The 15,867-nt window shown below is 69.8% G+C and carries 17 protein-coding genes and 1 pseudogene; 11 read left to right on the forward strand and 7 right to left on the reverse strand.

Features of this window, described 5'->3' with window-relative positions:
* Positions 1 to 30 precede the first annotated feature (30 nt).
* The 3 genes from ABT186_RS12380 to ABT186_RS12390 all read right to left on the reverse strand — a co-directional run bounded on the left by ABT186_RS12380 (position 31) and on the right by ABT186_RS12390 (position 2,893).
* A complete protein-coding gene (locus tag ABT186_RS12380) occupies positions 31 to 444 on the reverse strand; it encodes a Tn3 family transposase (protein ID WP_351221403.1) in 414 nt (137 codons plus the stop codon).
* Positions 445 to 692: 248 nt separating this feature from the next.
* Positions 693 to 920: a hypothetical protein gene (locus ABT186_RS12385; RefSeq protein WP_351221469.1), complete on the reverse strand. Its 228-nt coding sequence runs from the start codon at positions 918 to 920 to the stop codon at positions 693 to 695.
* Positions 921 to 1,309: 389 nt separating this feature from the next.
* Entirely contained in the window at positions 1,310 to 2,893 is a 1,584-nt protein-coding gene (locus ABT186_RS12390) for a carboxylesterase/lipase family protein (protein WP_351924969.1), read from the reverse strand.
* 407 nt (positions 2,894 to 3,300) lie between these two features.
* Here ABT186_RS12390 and ABT186_RS12395 point away from each other — a divergent pair, with 407 nt between their 5' ends.
* Positions 3,301 to 4,344 (forward strand): LacI family DNA-binding transcriptional regulator, encoded by a 1,044-nt coding sequence (locus ABT186_RS12395; RefSeq protein WP_351924908.1) that lies wholly within the window; start codon positions 3,301 to 3,303, stop codon positions 4,342 to 4,344.
* A gap of 100 nt (positions 4,345 to 4,444) precedes the next feature.
* Here the strand turns inward: ABT186_RS12395 and ABT186_RS12400 are convergent, their stop codons facing one another.
* On the reverse strand, positions 4,445 to 5,374 hold the full coding sequence (locus ABT186_RS12400; RefSeq protein WP_351924910.1) for a YncE family protein: 930 nt from the start codon (positions 5,372 to 5,374) through the stop codon (positions 4,445 to 4,447).
* A gap of 390 nt (positions 5,375 to 5,764) precedes the next feature.
* On the opposite strand from ABT186_RS12400, the gene ABT186_RS12405 reads away from it, so the two are divergent.
* The 3 genes and pseudogenes from ABT186_RS12405 to ABT186_RS12415 form a co-directional block, all read left to right on the forward strand.
* Positions 5,765 to 6,226, forward strand: coding sequence for a Tn3 family transposase (locus ABT186_RS12405; RefSeq protein WP_351221406.1), 462 nt, complete (start codon positions 5,765 to 5,767; stop codon positions 6,224 to 6,226).
* Between the two features lie 347 nt (positions 6,227 to 6,573).
* Positions 6,574 to 7,470, forward strand: coding sequence for an alpha/beta fold hydrolase (locus ABT186_RS12410; RefSeq protein ID WP_351924912.1), 897 nt, complete (start codon positions 6,574 to 6,576; stop codon positions 7,468 to 7,470).
* A 154-nt stretch (positions 7,471 to 7,624) separates the two neighbouring features.
* Positions 7,625 to 7,813: pseudogene (locus tag ABT186_RS12415) on the forward strand (esterase); the annotation flags it as partial.
* Between the two features lie 226 nt (positions 7,814 to 8,039).
* On the opposite strand, the gene ABT186_RS12420 reads toward ABT186_RS12415, so the two are convergent.
* On the reverse strand, positions 8,040 to 8,633 hold the full coding sequence (locus tag ABT186_RS12420; RefSeq protein WP_351924914.1) for a TetR/AcrR family transcriptional regulator: 594 nt from the start codon (positions 8,631 to 8,633) through the stop codon (positions 8,040 to 8,042).
* A gap of 105 nt (positions 8,634 to 8,738) precedes the next feature.
* Here ABT186_RS12420 and ABT186_RS12425 point away from each other — a divergent pair, with 105 nt between their 5' ends.
* The 3 genes from ABT186_RS12425 (at position 8,739) to ABT186_RS12435 (ending at position 11,984) form a co-directional block, all read left to right on the forward strand.
* Positions 8,739 to 9,551 carry an alpha/beta hydrolase gene (locus ABT186_RS12425; RefSeq protein ID WP_351924916.1) on the forward strand — a complete coding sequence of 271 codons (813 nt, stop codon included), beginning with the start codon at positions 8,739 to 8,741 and terminating at the stop codon, positions 9,549 to 9,551.
* Positions 9,552 to 9,631: 80 nt separating this feature from the next.
* The gene (locus ABT186_RS12430) at positions 9,632 to 10,081 is read left to right on the forward strand and encodes an ATP-binding protein (RefSeq protein WP_351221410.1); all 450 of its coding nucleotides are present in this window, start codon (positions 9,632 to 9,634) and stop codon (positions 10,079 to 10,081) included.
* 172 nt (positions 10,082 to 10,253) lie between these two features.
* Complete coding sequence (locus ABT186_RS12435; protein WP_351924917.1) at positions 10,254 to 11,984, forward strand: immunity 49 family protein; 1,731 nt, start codon at positions 10,254 to 10,256, stop codon at positions 11,982 to 11,984.
* Here ABT186_RS12435 and ABT186_RS12440 read toward each other — a convergent pair.
* On the reverse strand, positions 11,926 to 12,396 hold the full coding sequence (locus ABT186_RS12440; RefSeq protein WP_351924919.1) for an ATP-binding protein: 471 nt from the start codon (positions 12,394 to 12,396) through the stop codon (positions 11,926 to 11,928). The two genes, ABT186_RS12435 and ABT186_RS12440, sit on opposite strands and share 59 nt — an antisense overlap.
* Positions 12,397 to 12,508: 112 nt before the next feature.
* Between ABT186_RS12440 and ABT186_RS12445 the strand changes: the two genes are divergently transcribed.
* From ABT186_RS12445 to ABT186_RS12460, 4 genes are all read left to right on the forward strand, one after another.
* A complete protein-coding gene (locus ABT186_RS12445; RefSeq protein WP_351924971.1) occupies positions 12,509 to 13,333 on the forward strand; it encodes a helix-turn-helix domain-containing protein in 825 nt (274 codons plus the stop codon).
* Entirely contained in the window at positions 13,330 to 13,521 is a 192-nt protein-coding gene (locus tag ABT186_RS12450; RefSeq protein WP_351221413.1) for a DUF397 domain-containing protein, read from the forward strand. Before ABT186_RS12445 ends, ABT186_RS12450 begins: the two co-directional genes overlap by 4 nt.
* Before the next feature lie 46 nt (positions 13,522 to 13,567).
* The gene (locus ABT186_RS12455; protein WP_351924921.1) at positions 13,568 to 14,587 is read left to right on the forward strand and encodes a DUF5954 family protein; all 1,020 of its coding nucleotides are present in this window, start codon (positions 13,568 to 13,570) and stop codon (positions 14,585 to 14,587) included.
* 61 nt (positions 14,588 to 14,648) lie between these two features.
* A complete protein-coding gene (locus ABT186_RS12460) occupies positions 14,649 to 15,050 on the forward strand; it encodes a VOC family protein (RefSeq protein WP_351924923.1) in 402 nt (133 codons plus the stop codon).
* On the opposite strand, the gene ABT186_RS12465 is transcribed toward ABT186_RS12460, so the two are convergent.
* Positions 15,033 to 15,749, reverse strand: a complete 717-nt coding sequence (locus tag ABT186_RS12465) for a helix-turn-helix domain-containing protein (RefSeq protein ID WP_351924925.1) — start codon at positions 15,747 to 15,749, stop codon at positions 15,033 to 15,035. The two genes, ABT186_RS12460 and ABT186_RS12465, sit on opposite strands and share 18 nt — an antisense overlap.
* Between the last annotated feature and the right edge of the window lie 118 nt (positions 15,750 to 15,867).

A 15,867-nucleotide genomic window follows, 5' to 3' on the forward strand; every position in this document is an offset into this window, starting at 1 on the left:
CGGTGGCGGAGATAGCGGGTCCTTCGGCATTCAGGCGGCCCGGCCGAGGCTGGTGGTAGTCAGGTCCTGCTCGCGCAGCGGGGTGAAGTCGACGTCGAGCTTGGGGTCGTACGCCTCCGGCTCGATGCCGAGCTCGTGCGTGCTGTACTCGCCGAACCGCTTGATGTGATCGGTCAGGTACGGGGAGACCTGGGCCAGGTCCTCGGGGTCGATCTCCCATCCCTCCGCCACCAGGTCACTGACCTGCGGAAACTCCGCTACTAATTCAGTCAACAGGTCGTTCGTGAGCAGGGCGTTGAATTTCATCGCCTTCTCCTGCTCGATCGGGGCGTTGTCCGCGATGACGTCGCGGTTGCCGAAGCCGATCCACACGGGACTCGCGGCGCGCGGACCCAGGCGCCACCCGGTCTCACAGGGACGCGCGCAACTGATCGGCCAGGTCATGCATTATCGTCGGCGCGCCGCAGCCGCCGCCTCCTGATGCATCGTCACGAATCATCGTGATCGCGGCGGCTGTCCCCATCCCAGCACCCGGCACCGCCCCAACACCACCACGACGATCCCGACTTACGGCTGCCGTGTCGGTGGTGTCGTTGGGGGCGGTTCCCCCAGCGGTGAGTGGTCGTTGCTTGGCGGATCACGCTGCGGATCGTGACGGTGGTGTCGTCGCTGACCCGCTTGCCCGGTGCGTGTCACTTCGCAATGAGGCCCGTCGCGGCGGCGATCCGGCCCAGGGTCTTCAGCAGGGCCGCCGCCTCGGCGGGGCTGATCGCGGTCAGCAGTGTCTTGAGCTGATCGGCGGAGCAGGCGAACCGGATGCCCTTCATCCGCCCGTCCACGGTCCAGATCGACACGGTGCGCGCGTCGTACTGCCAAGGACGGTCACGGGTCGCATCCACCCAGCCCCCACCAGATGTCATGGGGAGGGTGCGGGTTCGTGAACGGCCGAGCTTGTGCACTCGGTCACCGCACGCGCGACCGACACTTCCTCAGCGATCACCAGTCCCGGTGACCCGTGGGATGGTTGTTCGCATTCCCCGGCTCCGCCGGGCGGCCGTACGGGCGCTCCGCGCCCGTGGGAGAGCGGATGCGACGGGGAGGCCATTCCTCCCCGGCGTGAACGCCGGGGCATCCTCGCCAGAACCAGGTGAACCAGGTCACTGACGCAACGTCATCACACCGAAGCCCCGCCCATCCACACGGGCAACACAGACGGACCGTGGCACCGAGGCAAGGAACTGCGCAGGCGGAACTTCGAGATCACCGAACCGTTTACATCAGTGCTCAGGGATGACGACTTGACGCCTGGTCACCCCAAGGGGTCCTCGTCCCGCCGCCGCACACCCCCGGCCCGCCGCAGCCTCCGCACGGCCGACAACGGCACCGCACCCCGCAGCAGCGACTCGTTCCCGGTGCCGAATGCCGGTGCGGTGGGCGGCACGGGTGGACTTGACACCGCCTCCCACAGCGCCATCTCCGTGTCGCGGGGCCCGTGTACGACCGGGTTGCCCTCGCCGTCGAAGACGCGCATCGGGTGCGTGGCATCCCATGCGGACCACCCCGGATCCCCGTGCACCGCGAAGCGCACCCACGCCCCGTGCATCTCGTCGGCGAGTTCGCGGGGCGCGCCGGGGCCGGCCAGTTTCGCCGCTTCCGGCACCTCCGCGCTGTCGAAGACGAAGCCCAGCTCCAGTGCGTGACAGGATCCGAGGCCGGGGAGGTTCGAGCGCCAGGCGAACTCGTAGACGTACGTGGGCGCGTGGCCCATGCGGGCGTCGGCCAGGCGGTGCAGCGGGTACCGCAGCAGGTAGTCCGTGACCATCTGGCCCACCAGGTCGGAGGCGGGCACCCCGGGGTGCGCGATGCGGTAGCCGAGTGGCACCTCGGGGCCGCAGTGACAGCGGGCCATCGCGCCGGCCAGTGCCACCGCGCCCAGCCTGTCGATGCGCTCGATCAGTCCGGTCGGCACGAGCCAGAGGCGATGCTCCTCGCCGGTCCAGCCCATCAGCAGGGGTACGTTCCCGGCGGCACCGTCGAGCAGAGCCTCCAGCGGGTCGCGGGGCACCAGATCCCCGTCGACGACGATCCCGAAGGCGGGTCCGCCGAGGATCGGGCTGGCCCGGCGGCCCACTTCCGCCTGGGTCTCGGACAGCAGCGTGCGGTCCACCTCGGCGAACGCGGCTGCCGTCGCCGGCACCTTCAGCCGGGTGGCCATGCGCCGCACCAGGCGCCGTACCTTGTCCCGGTCCGTCGACTCCGGCGGCCCGCTCTGCAGCACCGCCCGGCGGAACAGGCCCTGGGCACGCGGAGCGGCGAGCAGTGCTCCGATGCTGATCGCGCCCGCGGACTCACCGAACACGGTCACCCGGTCGGGGTCGCCGCCGAACTCCGTGATCGACTCGTGCACCCACTCCAGCGCCGCCAGCTGGTCGCGCAGCCCGGGGTTGGGCGGGGCGTCCGGAAAGAGGCCGTAACCCTCCACGCCCAGGCGGTAGTTGAAGGAGACGAGGACCACTCCGTCGCGGGCGAAGGAGCTGCCGTCGTAGACGGGCACGGAGGAGGAGCCGCGTGTCAGGGCGCCGCCGTGGATCCACACCATCACCGGGAGCCGGGCGCCGGGGCCGGGCTCCGGCGTCCACACGTTGAGATTGAGGCAGTCGTCCCCGTCGACCACCGGGTCGGACAGATAGCGGGCGAAGGCCTCCGAGTACGGCGGTTTGGGCGGCGTCGGCCCGAACTCGCCCGCGTCCCGCACCCCGTCCCAGGGCTCGGGCGGGACGGGCGGACGGAAGCGATGCGGGCCGAAGGGCGGGGCGGCGAAGGGGATGCCGCGGAAGACGGCGACCCCTTTCTCGTACCGGCCGCGCACGGCTCCGTAAGGGGTGCGGACCACGGGGTCCGATGGGTTCACCGGGTTCGGCGGGTTCACCGGGTTCACCGGGTTCGCTGGGTTCGGCGGGTTCGCCGGGTTCGGCGGGTTCGCCGGGTTCGGCGGGTTCGCAGGGTTCGCCGGGTTCTTGGCCACCTCGTCCGTACGGTCCATACGGTCCATCCGGCCCTCTCCTCACCGCTGGGGACTGCCCGCCTCCCCGCATCACATCACTACCCGGGCCCGTGACCCGGTCCTACAGGGCGGGTGGGCCGCGTGTCCCGCCGCACGGTCCACCGAGGCGCAACCGCCGATTCCTCCGTCTTCCACGTCAACTCGCCCCGGCCTTAATGTAGAAAGCGCTTGCCACGGGTCAGACGCCCGTTCGAAGACGTTCGAGGCCCTCGGGACGGGGCCGGAGAGGTGGGCCCATGGTGCATACCACAGGCACGGCCGGACCGACCCTCGCGGTCGTCGCGCGCGAGGCCGGCGTCTCCGTGCCGACGGCGTCGAAGGTGGTCAACGGCCGCGAGGACGTGGCGCCCGAGACCCGACGCCGGGTCACCGAGGCCCTCGACCGCCTCGGTTACGTCAGAAGACCCCGCTTCGAGGCGAACAAGCCGCCCGCCCTCATCGACCTGGTCGTGCACTCGCTGGAGAGCTCCTGGTCGGGCGCGATCCTGCACGGCGTGGAGGAGGCCGCGCACGACGCGGGCCTGGAGGTGGTGGTCTCGGCGGGCCTGACCCGCACCCGCGCCGGCCACCCGGAGCGAGGCTGGCTCGACAAGCTGTCCACGCGCGGCTCGGCGGGCGTCCTGTTCAACCTCGCCGAACTGACCCCGTCCCAGTACGCATGGCTCGACCAGCACCGCATCCCCTACGTCCTCATCGACCCGGTCCTGGAGCCGCCGCCGGGCGTGGTGTCGGTGGGCGCGGCCAACTGGCAGGGCGGGGTCGCCGCCACCGAACACCTACTGACACTTGGCCACGAGCGCATCGCGGTCATCGGCGGCCACCGACGCAAGCTGTGCAGCAGCGCACGGCTCGCCGGATACCGCTCGGCGCTGTCGGCCGCCGGGATCCGCCACCGTCCCGAATACGTACGCCACGGCAACTTCGACGAGACCACCGCGCACCGGCGCATGCTGCAACTGCTCGACCTGCCCGATCCGCCGACCGCCGTCTTCGTCTGCTCGGACCGGATGGCACTGGGGGCGTGCGCGGCCCTGGCGGAGCGCGGGCTACGGGTGCCGGACGATGTGAGCGTCGTGGGGTTCGACGACCTGCCGGAGGCACGCTGGGCGACGCCGCCGCTGACGACCGTGCGGCAGCCGCTGTCGGAGATGGCGGCGACGGCATTGCGGCTGCTCGTCCGCATGATGGCGGGCGCACGGCCGGAGGGCACCCGCACCGAGCTGTCGACGCGCCTGGTCGAGCGAGCGAGCACGGCACCGCCGCGACGGCCCGTGCGGTGAGCTGCGTCGCGGTCACCGCCGGAGCACCCCTTCTCAGCGAGGCGGACGGCCCCCGAAGTCGGCAGGACAGGGCATGCGGAAGCTGCCGGGCTGCCGGTGGTTACTTGCCTCCCGGTGTCCGGGCCAGGACACCGGCGCCGTTGATGCTGTTCATCGGATACGTCGGCTTGATCACCGAGTAGGCCCGATAGTTGGGCTTGTCGGTGAAGGACGCGCTCATCGGTGTGGAGTATTCGTCGAACCGGGTGAGGGGGCCGATTCCGGCGATCAGCTCGATGGTCCGGACCATCGAGGCGGTGCTGTAGAAGGTCGAGTCGACCTTTCCGGTCTGGGTGTACGGGCTGATCGCCAGGGCGAGCGTCCGGTGGGCATCGACGTGGTCAGGCCCGTTCTGGGCTTCGTCCTCGGTGACGAGGATGACCGTGTCCCTGAGATCCACCTCACTGACACTGTCGGCGTCGCCATTCGCGACATACAGCCTGCGGCCATCCGGGGAGAGCACTGACTTGTTCGGATGCAGGCCTACCTTGATCTGCCCCCTCACCCGGGGCGCGGAGCCTGCCACGTCAACGACGTCGACGGTGTTGGCACCCTGGTTCGACACATAGGCAGTGCGCCCGTCCTTGCTGAGCGTCACCCACACCGGCCGATGACCTGCGGTAACGGTCTGCACCGGCCCGCCGACGGTGTCGGTGACCGTTACGGCGTCCCCCAGCTGATCGGCGATGACCAGCTTCTTCCTGTCCGGAGTGTCAGCCAGGCCGGCTGGGAAAAGCGTGACGGCCTTGCCGTCCGCGGTCTTGGTGGGCAGCTTGATGGGACCGCGTTCGGTGAGCCGGCCGTTCGCTAACGACAGCACTCGGATCTTGGAGTTCGCCGCGGCACTGGCGTAAGCGGTCCTGCCGTCCGGGCTCCACGCCAGGCCCATGTACAGCGACTCCGGCGACGGATACGGCAGTGTCTGGACAACCTTGTCCGTCCGGGTGTCGACCAGCTGCAGGCTCTGAACGCCCTCACCGTCGTTGGTCACCAGCAGATAGCGGCCGTCGGGGTGAAGAACTGCGTTCAGCAGGGGTTCCCGAGCCGGGTCTGGTCACCCATTGGTGTGACCCGGTGTCCAACGGGTGTGACCGCAGTGCCGTCTTTCCTGGGACCGGCGATCTTGTAGGCGAGCACGGAGGACGCGAGCTGCTGCTTTGCCGCGGCCGAGGAACCGTCACCTCCGGCAGCTGCGGCGCCGGCCGGGGCCCTGGGCGCCCCAGCAGTGGCGACAGTGGCCAGAGCTGCACCGCCGATAGCGAGTGTACGGAATTTCGGCCTGGCCATCGTCTTCTCACCTTGTCTGCAATGCGGTTGGGCGTGGGCAAGGGATTGAGAGAATTGTTCTGACTCAACGGCTGCCGCCGCACAGGGCGTTCAGGTGAATCGGCGAAATATTCAGAAAATAACCCGAACAGATGCCATGGATTGCCATCTGCTGCGCTACCTCTCGGACGCGCCGTTTCGCTCCCGGGTGACTGCGGCGACCAACGAGGCGGAGGCGCTCAACGGCTTCTGCGACTGGGTCCGCTTCGGCCAGCGCGGCATGGTGGCCGCGAACGATCCCGACGAGCAGGAGAAGGACGTGAAGTTCACCTCCCTGCCGGCCAACCTGGTCATCTTCCACAACACCCTCGACATCGCCGACGTCGTCCGTCGGCTGCAGGCCGAGGGCTGGGTCATCGGCCCTCTCGACCTGGCCCGGATCTCCCCGTACCTGACCGAGCACATCAACCGGTTCGGCCAGTACTCCACCCACGAACTCGCCATCACCCCCGACACCTACGACGCCCACCTGGACGTCGACTTCACCGTTCTGGGCGACGAGCCTCATGCCGCCTGAGTTTCCTCCAGCCGGCCTTCCCTACGCAGGCGGGGAAGAGGGAGGACGTGGACGAATGGCCCGTCCGCCTCCGCGTGTGAGCCACGGCACGAAACTCTTGGTTGTCCGGGGCACCGATCTGGCTAATATAGGAGACAGAACGTTCTGTCTCGTAGAGATCGGACGTCGGCCGCACCGGGACACCGCCGTCCTCGTACGAAATACCGGTTCGCCGCCGGGCTGGACGGACCACGCGCCGCGTCTGACGGCGTCGACCGGGCCCCGCCACGCCTGACGGTGCCGTTCCGCGCCCTGTTCCTCACCGACGGCAAGCCTCGTCCGCCCGCCACCTTGTAGGGAGAAAACCGATGTTCAAGCACCGCAGCACCCAGCGCCGCCGCGTCAGCCTCGCCGTCGCCGGAGCGGCGGGCGTCGCCCTCGCCGCCGGTGTCGCCGTGAGCGCCTCCGCCACCTCCGCCGGTGTCGCCGTGAGCGCCGCGGCTGCTCACAGCGACCAGGCCCGGACCGTCAAGCCGACCATCGTGCTGGTACACGGCGCCTGGTCCGACTCGTCCAGCTGGAGCGGCGTCGTCAAGCGCCTCCAGGCAGCCGGATACCAGGTCGATGCCCCGGCCAACCCCCTGCGCAGCCTCAAGAGCGACTCCGCCTACCTGGCCGACTACCTCAAGACGATCCGGGGGCCCATCATCCTGGTCGGCCACTCCTACGGCGGGGAAGTCATCACCAACGCCGCCACCGGCAACCCCAACGTCAAGGCGCTCGTCTACATCGCCGCCCTCACCCCCGCCCAGGGCGAGAGCGCCGCGACCATCAGCGCCGAGTTCCCCGGCAGCCACCTCAGCGACAACCCGAAGGCACCCATCCCCACCGCGCTGAACGCCGTCCCATTCGCGCAGGGCATCGGCAGCACCGGCATCGACCTGTACCTCAAGGCCGACAAGTACCGCGACGTGTTCCTCAGCGGCCGGTTCAACAACGCCACCGCCGCACAGCTCGCGGCCACCCAGCGCCCCCTCACCGCCCAGGCCCTCGTCGAGCCCTCCGGCACCCCGGCCTGGAAGACCATCCCGTCCTGGTACCTCGTCGCGAGCGACGACCGCACCATCCCCCCGGCCGCCGAGAAGTTCATGGCCAGACGCGCCCACGCCCACACCGTCGAGGTCAACGCCCCGCACGCCGTCGCGCTGACCAACCCGGGCGCCGTGACGAGCCTCATCGAAAAGGCCGCCGCCGCCCGGGGCTGACCGGCCACCGTCGGCCTCCGCCTCGCCCGAACGGGCGGGGGCCGACAATTCCGGCGCCGAGAACCGCGCCGCTTCAGGCATCCCTGACAACCACCGCCCTGCGGAGTCCATCAAGCGGCCCTCACTCCCAGCACCCAGACCCGAGGAGATCGTCTTGACCGATTCCACCGCTCCCCGTCCCGTCCTCGAACCCGCCGCGCAGTCCTTCACCGAGGCCACCACGAACCCGCCCTACCTCTTCGACCTCGACCCGGCCGAGGGCCGCAAGGCCGTCGACGAGGTGCAGTCCGGCGACATCGCCAAGCCCGCCGTCGACGAGGAATGGCTCACCGTCCCGGGCGGCCTCCGCGACATCTCCGCCGCCGGCGCCGCCATCAACCAGGCCATCGACGTCCTGCGCACGGCCCTGCACACCGCCTGACGACTCAGATGCGCCCGCAGCCCCGCCGATTGCGCCGTTCCGGCCATTCGATCCCGGGCGCCCGGCGGAGCCCGCCTACAGCCGATTACACAGCTCGGTTTCCGGCACGCCCGGATGTCCACCGACCTGGGAAGTCGGGCAGCGAATTTCAGTGGTGAGCGGACGCTGGTTCACCCAGGACGGCGTGGGCGCCACGAGCCAGGGCGTCGGAGGCGGCCGGACCGTCGAGGTAGCCGCCGACCATGGCACCGTCGCGCAGCAGGACCAGCATGGCAGCGACGGCGGGCGGGTCGGGATGTCCGCAGGCCGCTGCCAAGGAGGTGAGGGCGTCGCGGAACCAGGACCGGTGCTCGTCGATGGCCTGGCGGACGGGGTGCTGCGGGTCGGGGTATTCCGCGGCGGCGTTGATGAACGGGCAGCCCCGGAAGCCGGCGCCGCAGGTCTCGTCGGCGATCCCGGCGACCAGCAGGTCGAGTGCCTGCTCAGGAGAGGCGACCTCGGCGGTGCCGGCGGCGAACTGGGCGCGGATGGCGGCATCGCGGCCGCGCAGGTAGGCCACGACCAGGTCGTCCTTGCTGGGGAAATGGCGGTAGAACGTCGCCTTGGTCACTGCACCCTCGGCGATCAGCCGGTCCACCCCCACGGCCTGGATCCCCTCGGCGTAGAAGAGGTGCGACGCCGTCTCCAGCAGCCGCTCACGCGGCTGCGACCTCGGGGCGGCACGGTCGGTCACGGCATCCATACCCCCAGAGTAACAGACAGGTCTGTCTTGACAGAGGTTCGCGCACATGCTCTGCTTACAGAAAGACAGAACAGTCTGTCTCCTGCTCTCCAAGGAGTGGTGAAGATGTCCGCGAAGTCCATCGTCCTGATCCACGGCCTGTGGCTCAGCCCCCACAGCTGGCAGCCCTGGATCGACCGCTACAGCGCCCAGGGTCACACCGTCCACGCCCCCGCCTGGCCCGGCATCTCCGAGCTGCACGAGCCGCTCGACCATGACCGGGCTCCCGCCGGCCTGGGCGTGCGAGAGATCGCCGACCACTACGAACGCTTCCTGCGCACCCTCGACGAGCCGCCCGTCATCATCGGCCACTCCTTCGGCGGCCTGGTCACCCAGATCCTCCTCGACCGCGGCCTCGGCGCCGCCGGTGTCGCCCTCCACCCCGCACAGGCCAAGGGCGTCCTTCGCTTGCCGCTGTCCACCCTGCTCGCCACCCGGCCGGTCCTCGGCAACCCCGCCAACCTCCGCCGCACCGTCAAGCTGACCGACAGCCAGTTCCACTACGTCTTCGCCAACACGGTCACCAAGGAGCAGGCCGCCACCGAACGCGCCCGCTGGTCCGTGCCGGGCGTGGGCCGCCCCGTGTTCCAGGCCGGCTTCGCCAACTTCACCCCCGTCGGCCGCGCCGCCACCGCGATCCGGTTCGACAACTCCGACCGTGCACCGCTGCTGCTGGTGGGCGGCACGGCCGACCACATCGTGCCGACCGCGGTCGTCCGCGAGACCCACCGCCGCTACCGCCGCTCCAAGGCGCTCACCGAGTACCGGGAGTACTCGGGCCGCGACCATGGCACGGGACTGCACGAGGGCTGGGAGTCCGTCGCGGACGACGTCCTCGACTGGGCCCTGCAGGTGCAACGACCCGCCCACACCTACTGATACTGAACCGCGAGCTTCCGGTGCTTACCGCAACCCCGCAGTCTCGTGGTGGCCGGATCACACGGGCCACGGAGCCTGCGATGCCCGCCTCCGCCGTCGACCGCCGCCCCCATCACCAGAAGGACCTCACGAGGTCCATGTGCCAACCGATCGCGGGCACTGTGGTCTCCTGCCAGTGGACGGCGGCGACGGATCAACCGACCGTCCACATCCGCCACCCCGTCGCCGAGGCCCTGCACGCGCTCGGCTTCGCCCAGGACGGCATCGATGACGTCGTTCTGGCCGCCTCCGAGCTCGCGGCCAACGCCACCGAACACGCGGAAGGCCCCTACTGCCTTCTGCTCCACCACGCTGAGCCCACCTACCTCCTGGAGTGCTACGACCACGGCAGCACGCTCCCGCCCGTCGGCCTCCCTCCGGCGCCGCGGATTGACGACTCGCTCCTCAGCGAACTGGACCCCGACGCGGTGCTGATGCAGCTGGGCGAGCAGCGAGCGAGCACGGCACCGCCGCGACGGCCCGTGCGGTGAGCTGCGTCGCGGTCACCGCCGGAGCACCACGCGCAGGCCGCCGCGTGGACCCCGGCGAACCCGCCGCCCGCCTCGATGTACGCGATGAGCCATATCGACTTCCGGCCGACTCGTCAGATCTATGAGTACACCTCGGAGTACGTTGTCACACGCACCTCTTAGAGTCGCAGGGATGAAACGAGACGACGCCCCTGACAGCACGAACGCCCCCGACCACGACCTGCCGATGCTCACTGCCGCGCAGGCCGCACATCTGCGGGCACTCGCCGCCCTCTACTCCGAGGACGGCCACCACCACCCCCTGCACAATCTTGCGCACAAGTGCCGCCAGGCGCCTCAGGCTCAATGGCCCGACCTGGTCGCCGCACACTTCGCCGCCCTACGGCAGGCAAGCCGGGGCGGCGAGAGCGCCGAGGAACTGCTGCGAGGTGCACATGCCCGGCTGCTGCCCGTCGAGTCACTCACCCCGGACGCCGTCGGCAGCCTGCGCTATGCGCGCGTGGTGGCCGACGGGCTCGTCTTCGCCTACGCCCTGGACGGGCCCACCAGCGTGCGGATCCTCACCGACGAGGACGTGGAGCGCGCCGGACTTGAGGCCCTGGGACAGGCGGGGCGGGCGAACCTGATGCGGGTACCCGTCGAGCACGCGGAAGTGCCCATCGATGGAGGGGTGAGGCTGCACTCCCTTTACGGTGACTCCCCGTTCGTCGCCAGCCAGGCGCTGTTCCTGTCGCAGGCCGTCCATCAGGTCACCGGCCAGTCGCTCCCGGACGCCGGTGCCCTCGTCGCGGTCCCCAGTCGGCACAATCTCGTGTACCACCCGATCGCCGACGGTTCCGTGGTCGATGCGGTCAACTGCCTTGCCGCGTACGCGCTGGGTGCTTACGAGGACGGGCCGGGTGCGCTGTCCCCACGGGTGTACTGGTGGTACCGCGGCGGCCTGACGTCGCTCACGGTCATCGACGACGACACCCGAGCCTTCTCGATACAGCCGCCGCCCCGGCTCCTCGGCCTGATGAAGGGTCTGGTCCGTCTCGATGGTGCCGGTCGCCTGGCCACCCGCGCCGCGGCCGATGGTCCTGGCGTCGCCGAACACACCAACGCCACAGCCGAGTCGACAGCCGGCCTCGCTCAGGACCCGGCGGGACTGGGTAGCGCGTTCGCCTCCGCCCTCGCGCTCGCCCACACCCGCTGCGCCGCCGATCCTGAGGTTTCGCACATCGACACGTGGGACGCGTGGGCCACCGCCGTTCAACTGGGCTCCGCGCTGTTCACCGGGTCGCAGCCCCAGGAGTGCCACCTGGGCGAGGACCTTGCTGTGCAACTGCCTGCCATGCCCGCCGAACCGCCTGCGGATGCCCGTGCCTGGCTCGACGCCCTCTACCTCGCGATCGTGTGTCGCCAGATGGACCGGATCAGCCGGCTGTGCGAGGTGCCACCGACCAGGCTGCGAGAGGACGACTCCGTCGACGAGTACGTCCTGCACTGGATCGACACCCTGCAGACCTATTTCTCTCCCGACCGCTCCTCCATGGACGGCGTCGTGGAGACGCTGGTTGCCACCATGCAGACGTCCGGGCCCGACGGCGTGACCCACGCGCCGCTGGACTTCGTGAACCGCATCGACTACCAGCCGGTCGCCCTCTTCCACCGCCTCATCGCACGCGACCACGACGCCTTCGCCAAGGCGCTTGCCGAGGCCCTCTCGGACCACGGCGGTTACTGGGGCGAGTCGGCGGCGCCACGCGCCCAGGTGGCACTCGGACCGCTCGCGATGGCGAGCCTTGCCTACGACTACGGGTTCCCGATCGACCCGAAGCAGCGGTATCTGCCCACGTATCTGCTCAACCGCGAACGGATCGAGGAAATCCCTCACGCAGGCTCCCCCAGCAGCGGTCCTTGAACTCGCACCACACGACCTTCCCCGGATCCCGCTCCCCCGCCCCCCACTTGTCCGCAAGCTCCGACACCAGCAGCAGCCCGCGCCCGCCCTCATCGGGCTCGGGCGCCTCCGCCTGCGGCGGGGCCGGTACGCCGTCCCCGCTGTCGTGGACCTCGACACGCACCCCACCGTCGTACGGCAGCGGCAGCGGCAGCGGCAGCAGCCGCAGCAGGAAGCCGCGGCCGGGCGGTACGCCGTGCACAAGGGCGTTGGCTGCGAGTTCGCTGACGCACAGCACGATGTCGTACGACCGTTCGCGCACACCCCAGTCGAGGAGCGCCTCGTACGCGAAGGCGCGGGCGGCGGGGACGGACTGGCGTTCGCGCCGGTAGAAGCGTTCGCGCGGGGACGGGTGGGGGATTTCCGTGTTCACGTGGCAAGAGTCACACTCCGTGGCCATGATGAAACAGCGCGTGCAGTCGTACAGGTTGTTTGTACGGGTGCGCGACGGTGAACGTACGTACGCGGGTGGGGAGTTGGACCGCATGGGCACGACTCGACGGTCACGGAGGAACGCCTCGGCGATGAAGATGGTGGGCGCGCTGCTCGCCCTCTTCCGCGAGTCCGCCGGATATACGCAGAAGTCATTGGGCGAACGGTTCGTCGTCGGCGAGCAGCAGATCGCCTCCATCGAGCAGGGTAGACGGCCGCTGAAGCCGGATCTCGCCGAGCAGCTCGATGAACTCCTCGGTACGAAGGGGGCGTTGTCGACTGCGTTGAGCAGGATGCCAGAGGTGGATCTTGTTCCATTGTGGGCGGAGGAGTACCTGGACTGCGAGCGAGAGGCGATCGTGATCTCGTCATACGAGAACCAGGTGTTGCCCGGCTTGCTCCAGACGGACACGTACGCGCGAGCGGTCTTCCGCAGCCGCATCCCTGTGCTGGACGAGGACGAGATCGAACAGCATGTGGCGGCACGCGTCGAGCGGCAAGCGATCTTTCACCGGAAAGAGCCGCCGCTCGCGTGCTTCGTGATCTGGGAGGCGGTGCTACGGGACCGCCTCGGCGGGGACAAGGTCTCTGTCGAGCAGCTGCGGCACCTGCGCAAGTACTCCGAACTCCCGGGCCTCACCTTGCAGGTCCTGCCACTGGGACGTACCGCTCACGCAGCTCTCGACGGCCCGTTTGTCCTTCTGGAGACTCCCGAACATCAGCGGCTCGCCTATACGGAAACCCAACGCGGCAGCCAACTGATCGCAAATCCCGACGAGGTGGCGATCCTCACGCAGAGGTGTGCGATGCTGCGGTCACAGGCCCTCAACCCCGAAGACACGAGGGACCTACTGGACCGTCTGCTAGGAGAGCAATGAGCAGCACCGCCCTTCGGTGGTTCAAATCGAGCTACAGCGGCAGCGACGGCGGCAACTGCATCGAAATAGCCGTCCAGCCCACCGCCATCCACATCCGTGACTCGAAATCCCCCACCACCGCCCACCTCACCGTCACCCCCTCCACCTGGGCCGCCTTCCTGAAGCTCGCCAACAACAGCGGTTGTTGAACCGGATTCGCCCCCACACCCACCGCACGCCCGCAACAATGCGTGCATGGATGACGACTGGCAGCAACAGCTCGACGAGATCCGTGAGGAGTTCATCCGCCGGAACGATCCCGCCGCCTGGGTGAAGGAGGCCGACGCAGCGGACGCCTCCCTGCGGTATCCCAACCTCTCGGTGCGCGGGCCGGTCTTCGGGGTCGCCGTACAGGACCCGGCGGTGGGGCCCGAGTGGCGGCTGCTGAAGTCGGTGACGGACGGTATGCCGCAGATGGCCCGGGACGGGCTGAACTCGCATCTGTTCTTCACCGCGAAGGACGGCACCGACGACCGGGGCATGCGGCGCGAACTGCTGGCCGCCGTGGCCACGCTTGAGCGGGAGCCGGTGAACGAGGTGGAGGTGTGCGGGGTGCGCTACCGGGTCGTGCGCGGGGACGAGTTCACGCGCAGCGACGACGACGGCTGCCTGGAACCGCCCCGGCCCACCGACCCGGAGCCGCTGGAACGGTCGTGGGACCGGCAGGCACGTGACACGCAGTCCAGGGACATCGGCTTCGGGCTCGATCCGGACCACTCGGACGGCCCGATGGAGGGCGCGCTGAAACTGGCGCTTCGGGACTTCGCGTACACCGGCGACCGCTATCCCGCCGACATGCGCGCGGACTCGGAACGCGCGGTGGCCACCCACCCGGAGATCGTGCTGCTGCCCGTCGGCTTCTCCGTGGCCGAGCGCGACGAACACGGCTGGCGCCCGCGGACCGTCCTCGCCGCCACCCCGCACGACGCCCGGCGCACGCTCTACAACGGACTGGACGAGATCTGGGCCCTCCTCTACCAGTACGACGACGACAAGAAGGCCCGCTATGCGAAGGCGGCCCAGGAGTACCGGGCGCTCGACCGCGCCGACGAGTTCCGCGTCGACGACCGTCTGCTTCGGATCTGCCGCGTGGAACGCCTGCTCCGCATGGGTCCCGACGGCCCGGAGCCCCCGCGTCCTTCGGACATCGACGAGTACGGCCCCATGAAGCTTCACCCGACGATGGACGAGGACGGCAACCTCACCTACGACTGAGCGAGCGCAGGTGTCCGATTCCTTCAAGACCGGCGCCCACGGCGCTGCCTACCGTGGCCGCATGACTCCACGATTCGATGCCATCGGGCTGGTCGTCTCCGACATGGCGGCCGCCGTCACGTTCTACCGCCGGCTCGGGTTCGCCTTCGGCGAGGGGGCAGAGGTGCTGCCGCACGCGGAGGCGGAGCTGCCCGGCGGGCTGCGGCTGCTCCTCGACACCGAGGAGACCGTCCGCTCCTTCTACCCCGGCTGGCAGCCGCCCGCTGGTAACAACCGGGCCGCGTTGGCCCTGCGGTGCGCGTCGCCCGCCGAGGTGGACGCCTTCTACGAGGACCTGGTGGGCGCCGGGTACCACGGTGAACTGAAGCCGTGGGACGCTTTCTGGGGGCAACGGTACGCCGTCGTGCACGACCCGGACGGCAACGGCGTCGATCTGTTCGCCGACCTATCCACGGGCCAGTAGATCGCCCAGCGGCATGCCCGCCAACTCCCGTACATCCCGCGCGAGATGGGCCTGGTCGGCGAATCCGGTACGGGCCGCCGTCTCCGCGAAGGGCACCCCCGACCGCGCCAGCGCGAGCGCCCGCTGCAGCCGCAGCACACGGGCCAGGGTCTTCGGGCCGTAGCCGAACGCGGCGAGCGAGCGACGGTGCAACTGACGTGCGCCCAGGCCAAGTTCATCGGCGGTGGCGGCGACGGAGCGGCCCGCGTCGAGCGCCGCGACCAGTGCACGGAGCAGGGGGCCGGGGTCGGCCGTGCGCCCGGCCCTGTCCAGCGCGATCTCCTCGAGGGCGGTCGAAGGATCGGCGGCGGCGTCCACGCGCCCGGTCAGCCGGCGCACCTCCGCGGCGGGCCACAGGTCGGCCAGCGCGACGCGTCGGTCCCGGAGTTCGTGTGCCGGGATGCCGAGGTAGGTGGGTGCGGTACCGGGGTAGAAACGGACTCCTGCCCAGCGCGTTGGCGGGCCGCCGGGGTGGTACGCGCGCGTGTCCGGACCGGCGACCAGCAGCCTGCCCTCGGTCCACAGCAGGTCCATGCAGCCGTCGGGCAGGACCGGCCGCCCGGTGGCAGCGGACGGCGTGTTGGTCCACACGACCGCACCCGAGAGCCGGGACGCCCGCTCCGCGTACCCGGGGACCGCGAGGGCTCCGTCAACAGCCACATGGCCAGGCTACGTCGCCCGAACACCGATCAGACCAGCCGCCCCACCGAAGTCCGCGCCGAGCGCGCTTCGCCTCCTTTTCGGTTGCCTTCTGTTCGGCGCGTCGTTTCCGCTCCGC

Origin of the sequence: Streptomyces sp. NPDC001634 (assembly GCF_040298185.1) — a bacterium.
Taxonomy (GTDB): domain Bacteria; phylum Actinomycetota; class Actinomycetes; order Streptomycetales; family Streptomycetaceae; genus Streptomyces.

Excerpts from the sequence above, each read along its gene's own strand:
- ABT186_RS12450 (WP_351221413.1), top strand. The coding sequence starts at position 13,330 with ATGAGCAGCACCGCCCTTCGGTGGTTCAAATCGAGCTACAGCGGCAGC.
- ABT186_RS12425 (WP_351924916.1), top strand. The coding sequence starts at position 8,739 with ATGTCCGCGAAGTCCATCGTCCTGATCCACGGCCTGTGGCTCAGCCCC.
- ABT186_RS12430 (WP_351221410.1), top strand. The coding sequence starts at position 9,632 with ATGCCCGCCTCCGCCGTCGACCGCCGCCCCCATCACCAGAAGGACCTC.
- ABT186_RS12445 (WP_351924971.1), top strand. The coding sequence starts at position 12,509 with ATGGGCACGACTCGACGGTCACGGAGGAACGCCTCGGCGATGAAGATG.
- ABT186_RS12395 (WP_351924908.1), top strand. The coding sequence starts at position 3,301 with ATGGTGCATACCACAGGCACGGCCGGACCGACCCTCGCGGTCGTCGCG.
- ABT186_RS12385 (WP_351221469.1), bottom strand. The coding sequence starts at position 920 with ATGACATCTGGTGGGGGCTGGGTGGATGCGACCCGTGACCGTCCTTGG.
- ABT186_RS12435 (WP_351924917.1), top strand. The coding sequence starts at position 10,254 with ATGAAACGAGACGACGCCCCTGACAGCACGAACGCCCCCGACCACGAC.
- ABT186_RS12455 (WP_351924921.1), top strand. The coding sequence starts at position 13,568 with ATGGATGACGACTGGCAGCAACAGCTCGACGAGATCCGTGAGGAGTTC.
- ABT186_RS12410 (WP_351924912.1), top strand. The coding sequence starts at position 6,574 with ATGTTCAAGCACCGCAGCACCCAGCGCCGCCGCGTCAGCCTCGCCGTC.
- ABT186_RS12380 (WP_351221403.1), bottom strand. The coding sequence starts at position 444 with ATGACCTGGCCGATCAGTTGCGCGCGTCCCTGTGAGACCGGGTGGCGC.
- ABT186_RS12420 (WP_351924914.1), bottom strand. The coding sequence starts at position 8,633 with ATGGATGCCGTGACCGACCGTGCCGCCCCGAGGTCGCAGCCGCGTGAG.
- ABT186_RS12460 (WP_351924923.1), top strand. The coding sequence starts at position 14,649 with ATGACTCCACGATTCGATGCCATCGGGCTGGTCGTCTCCGACATGGCG.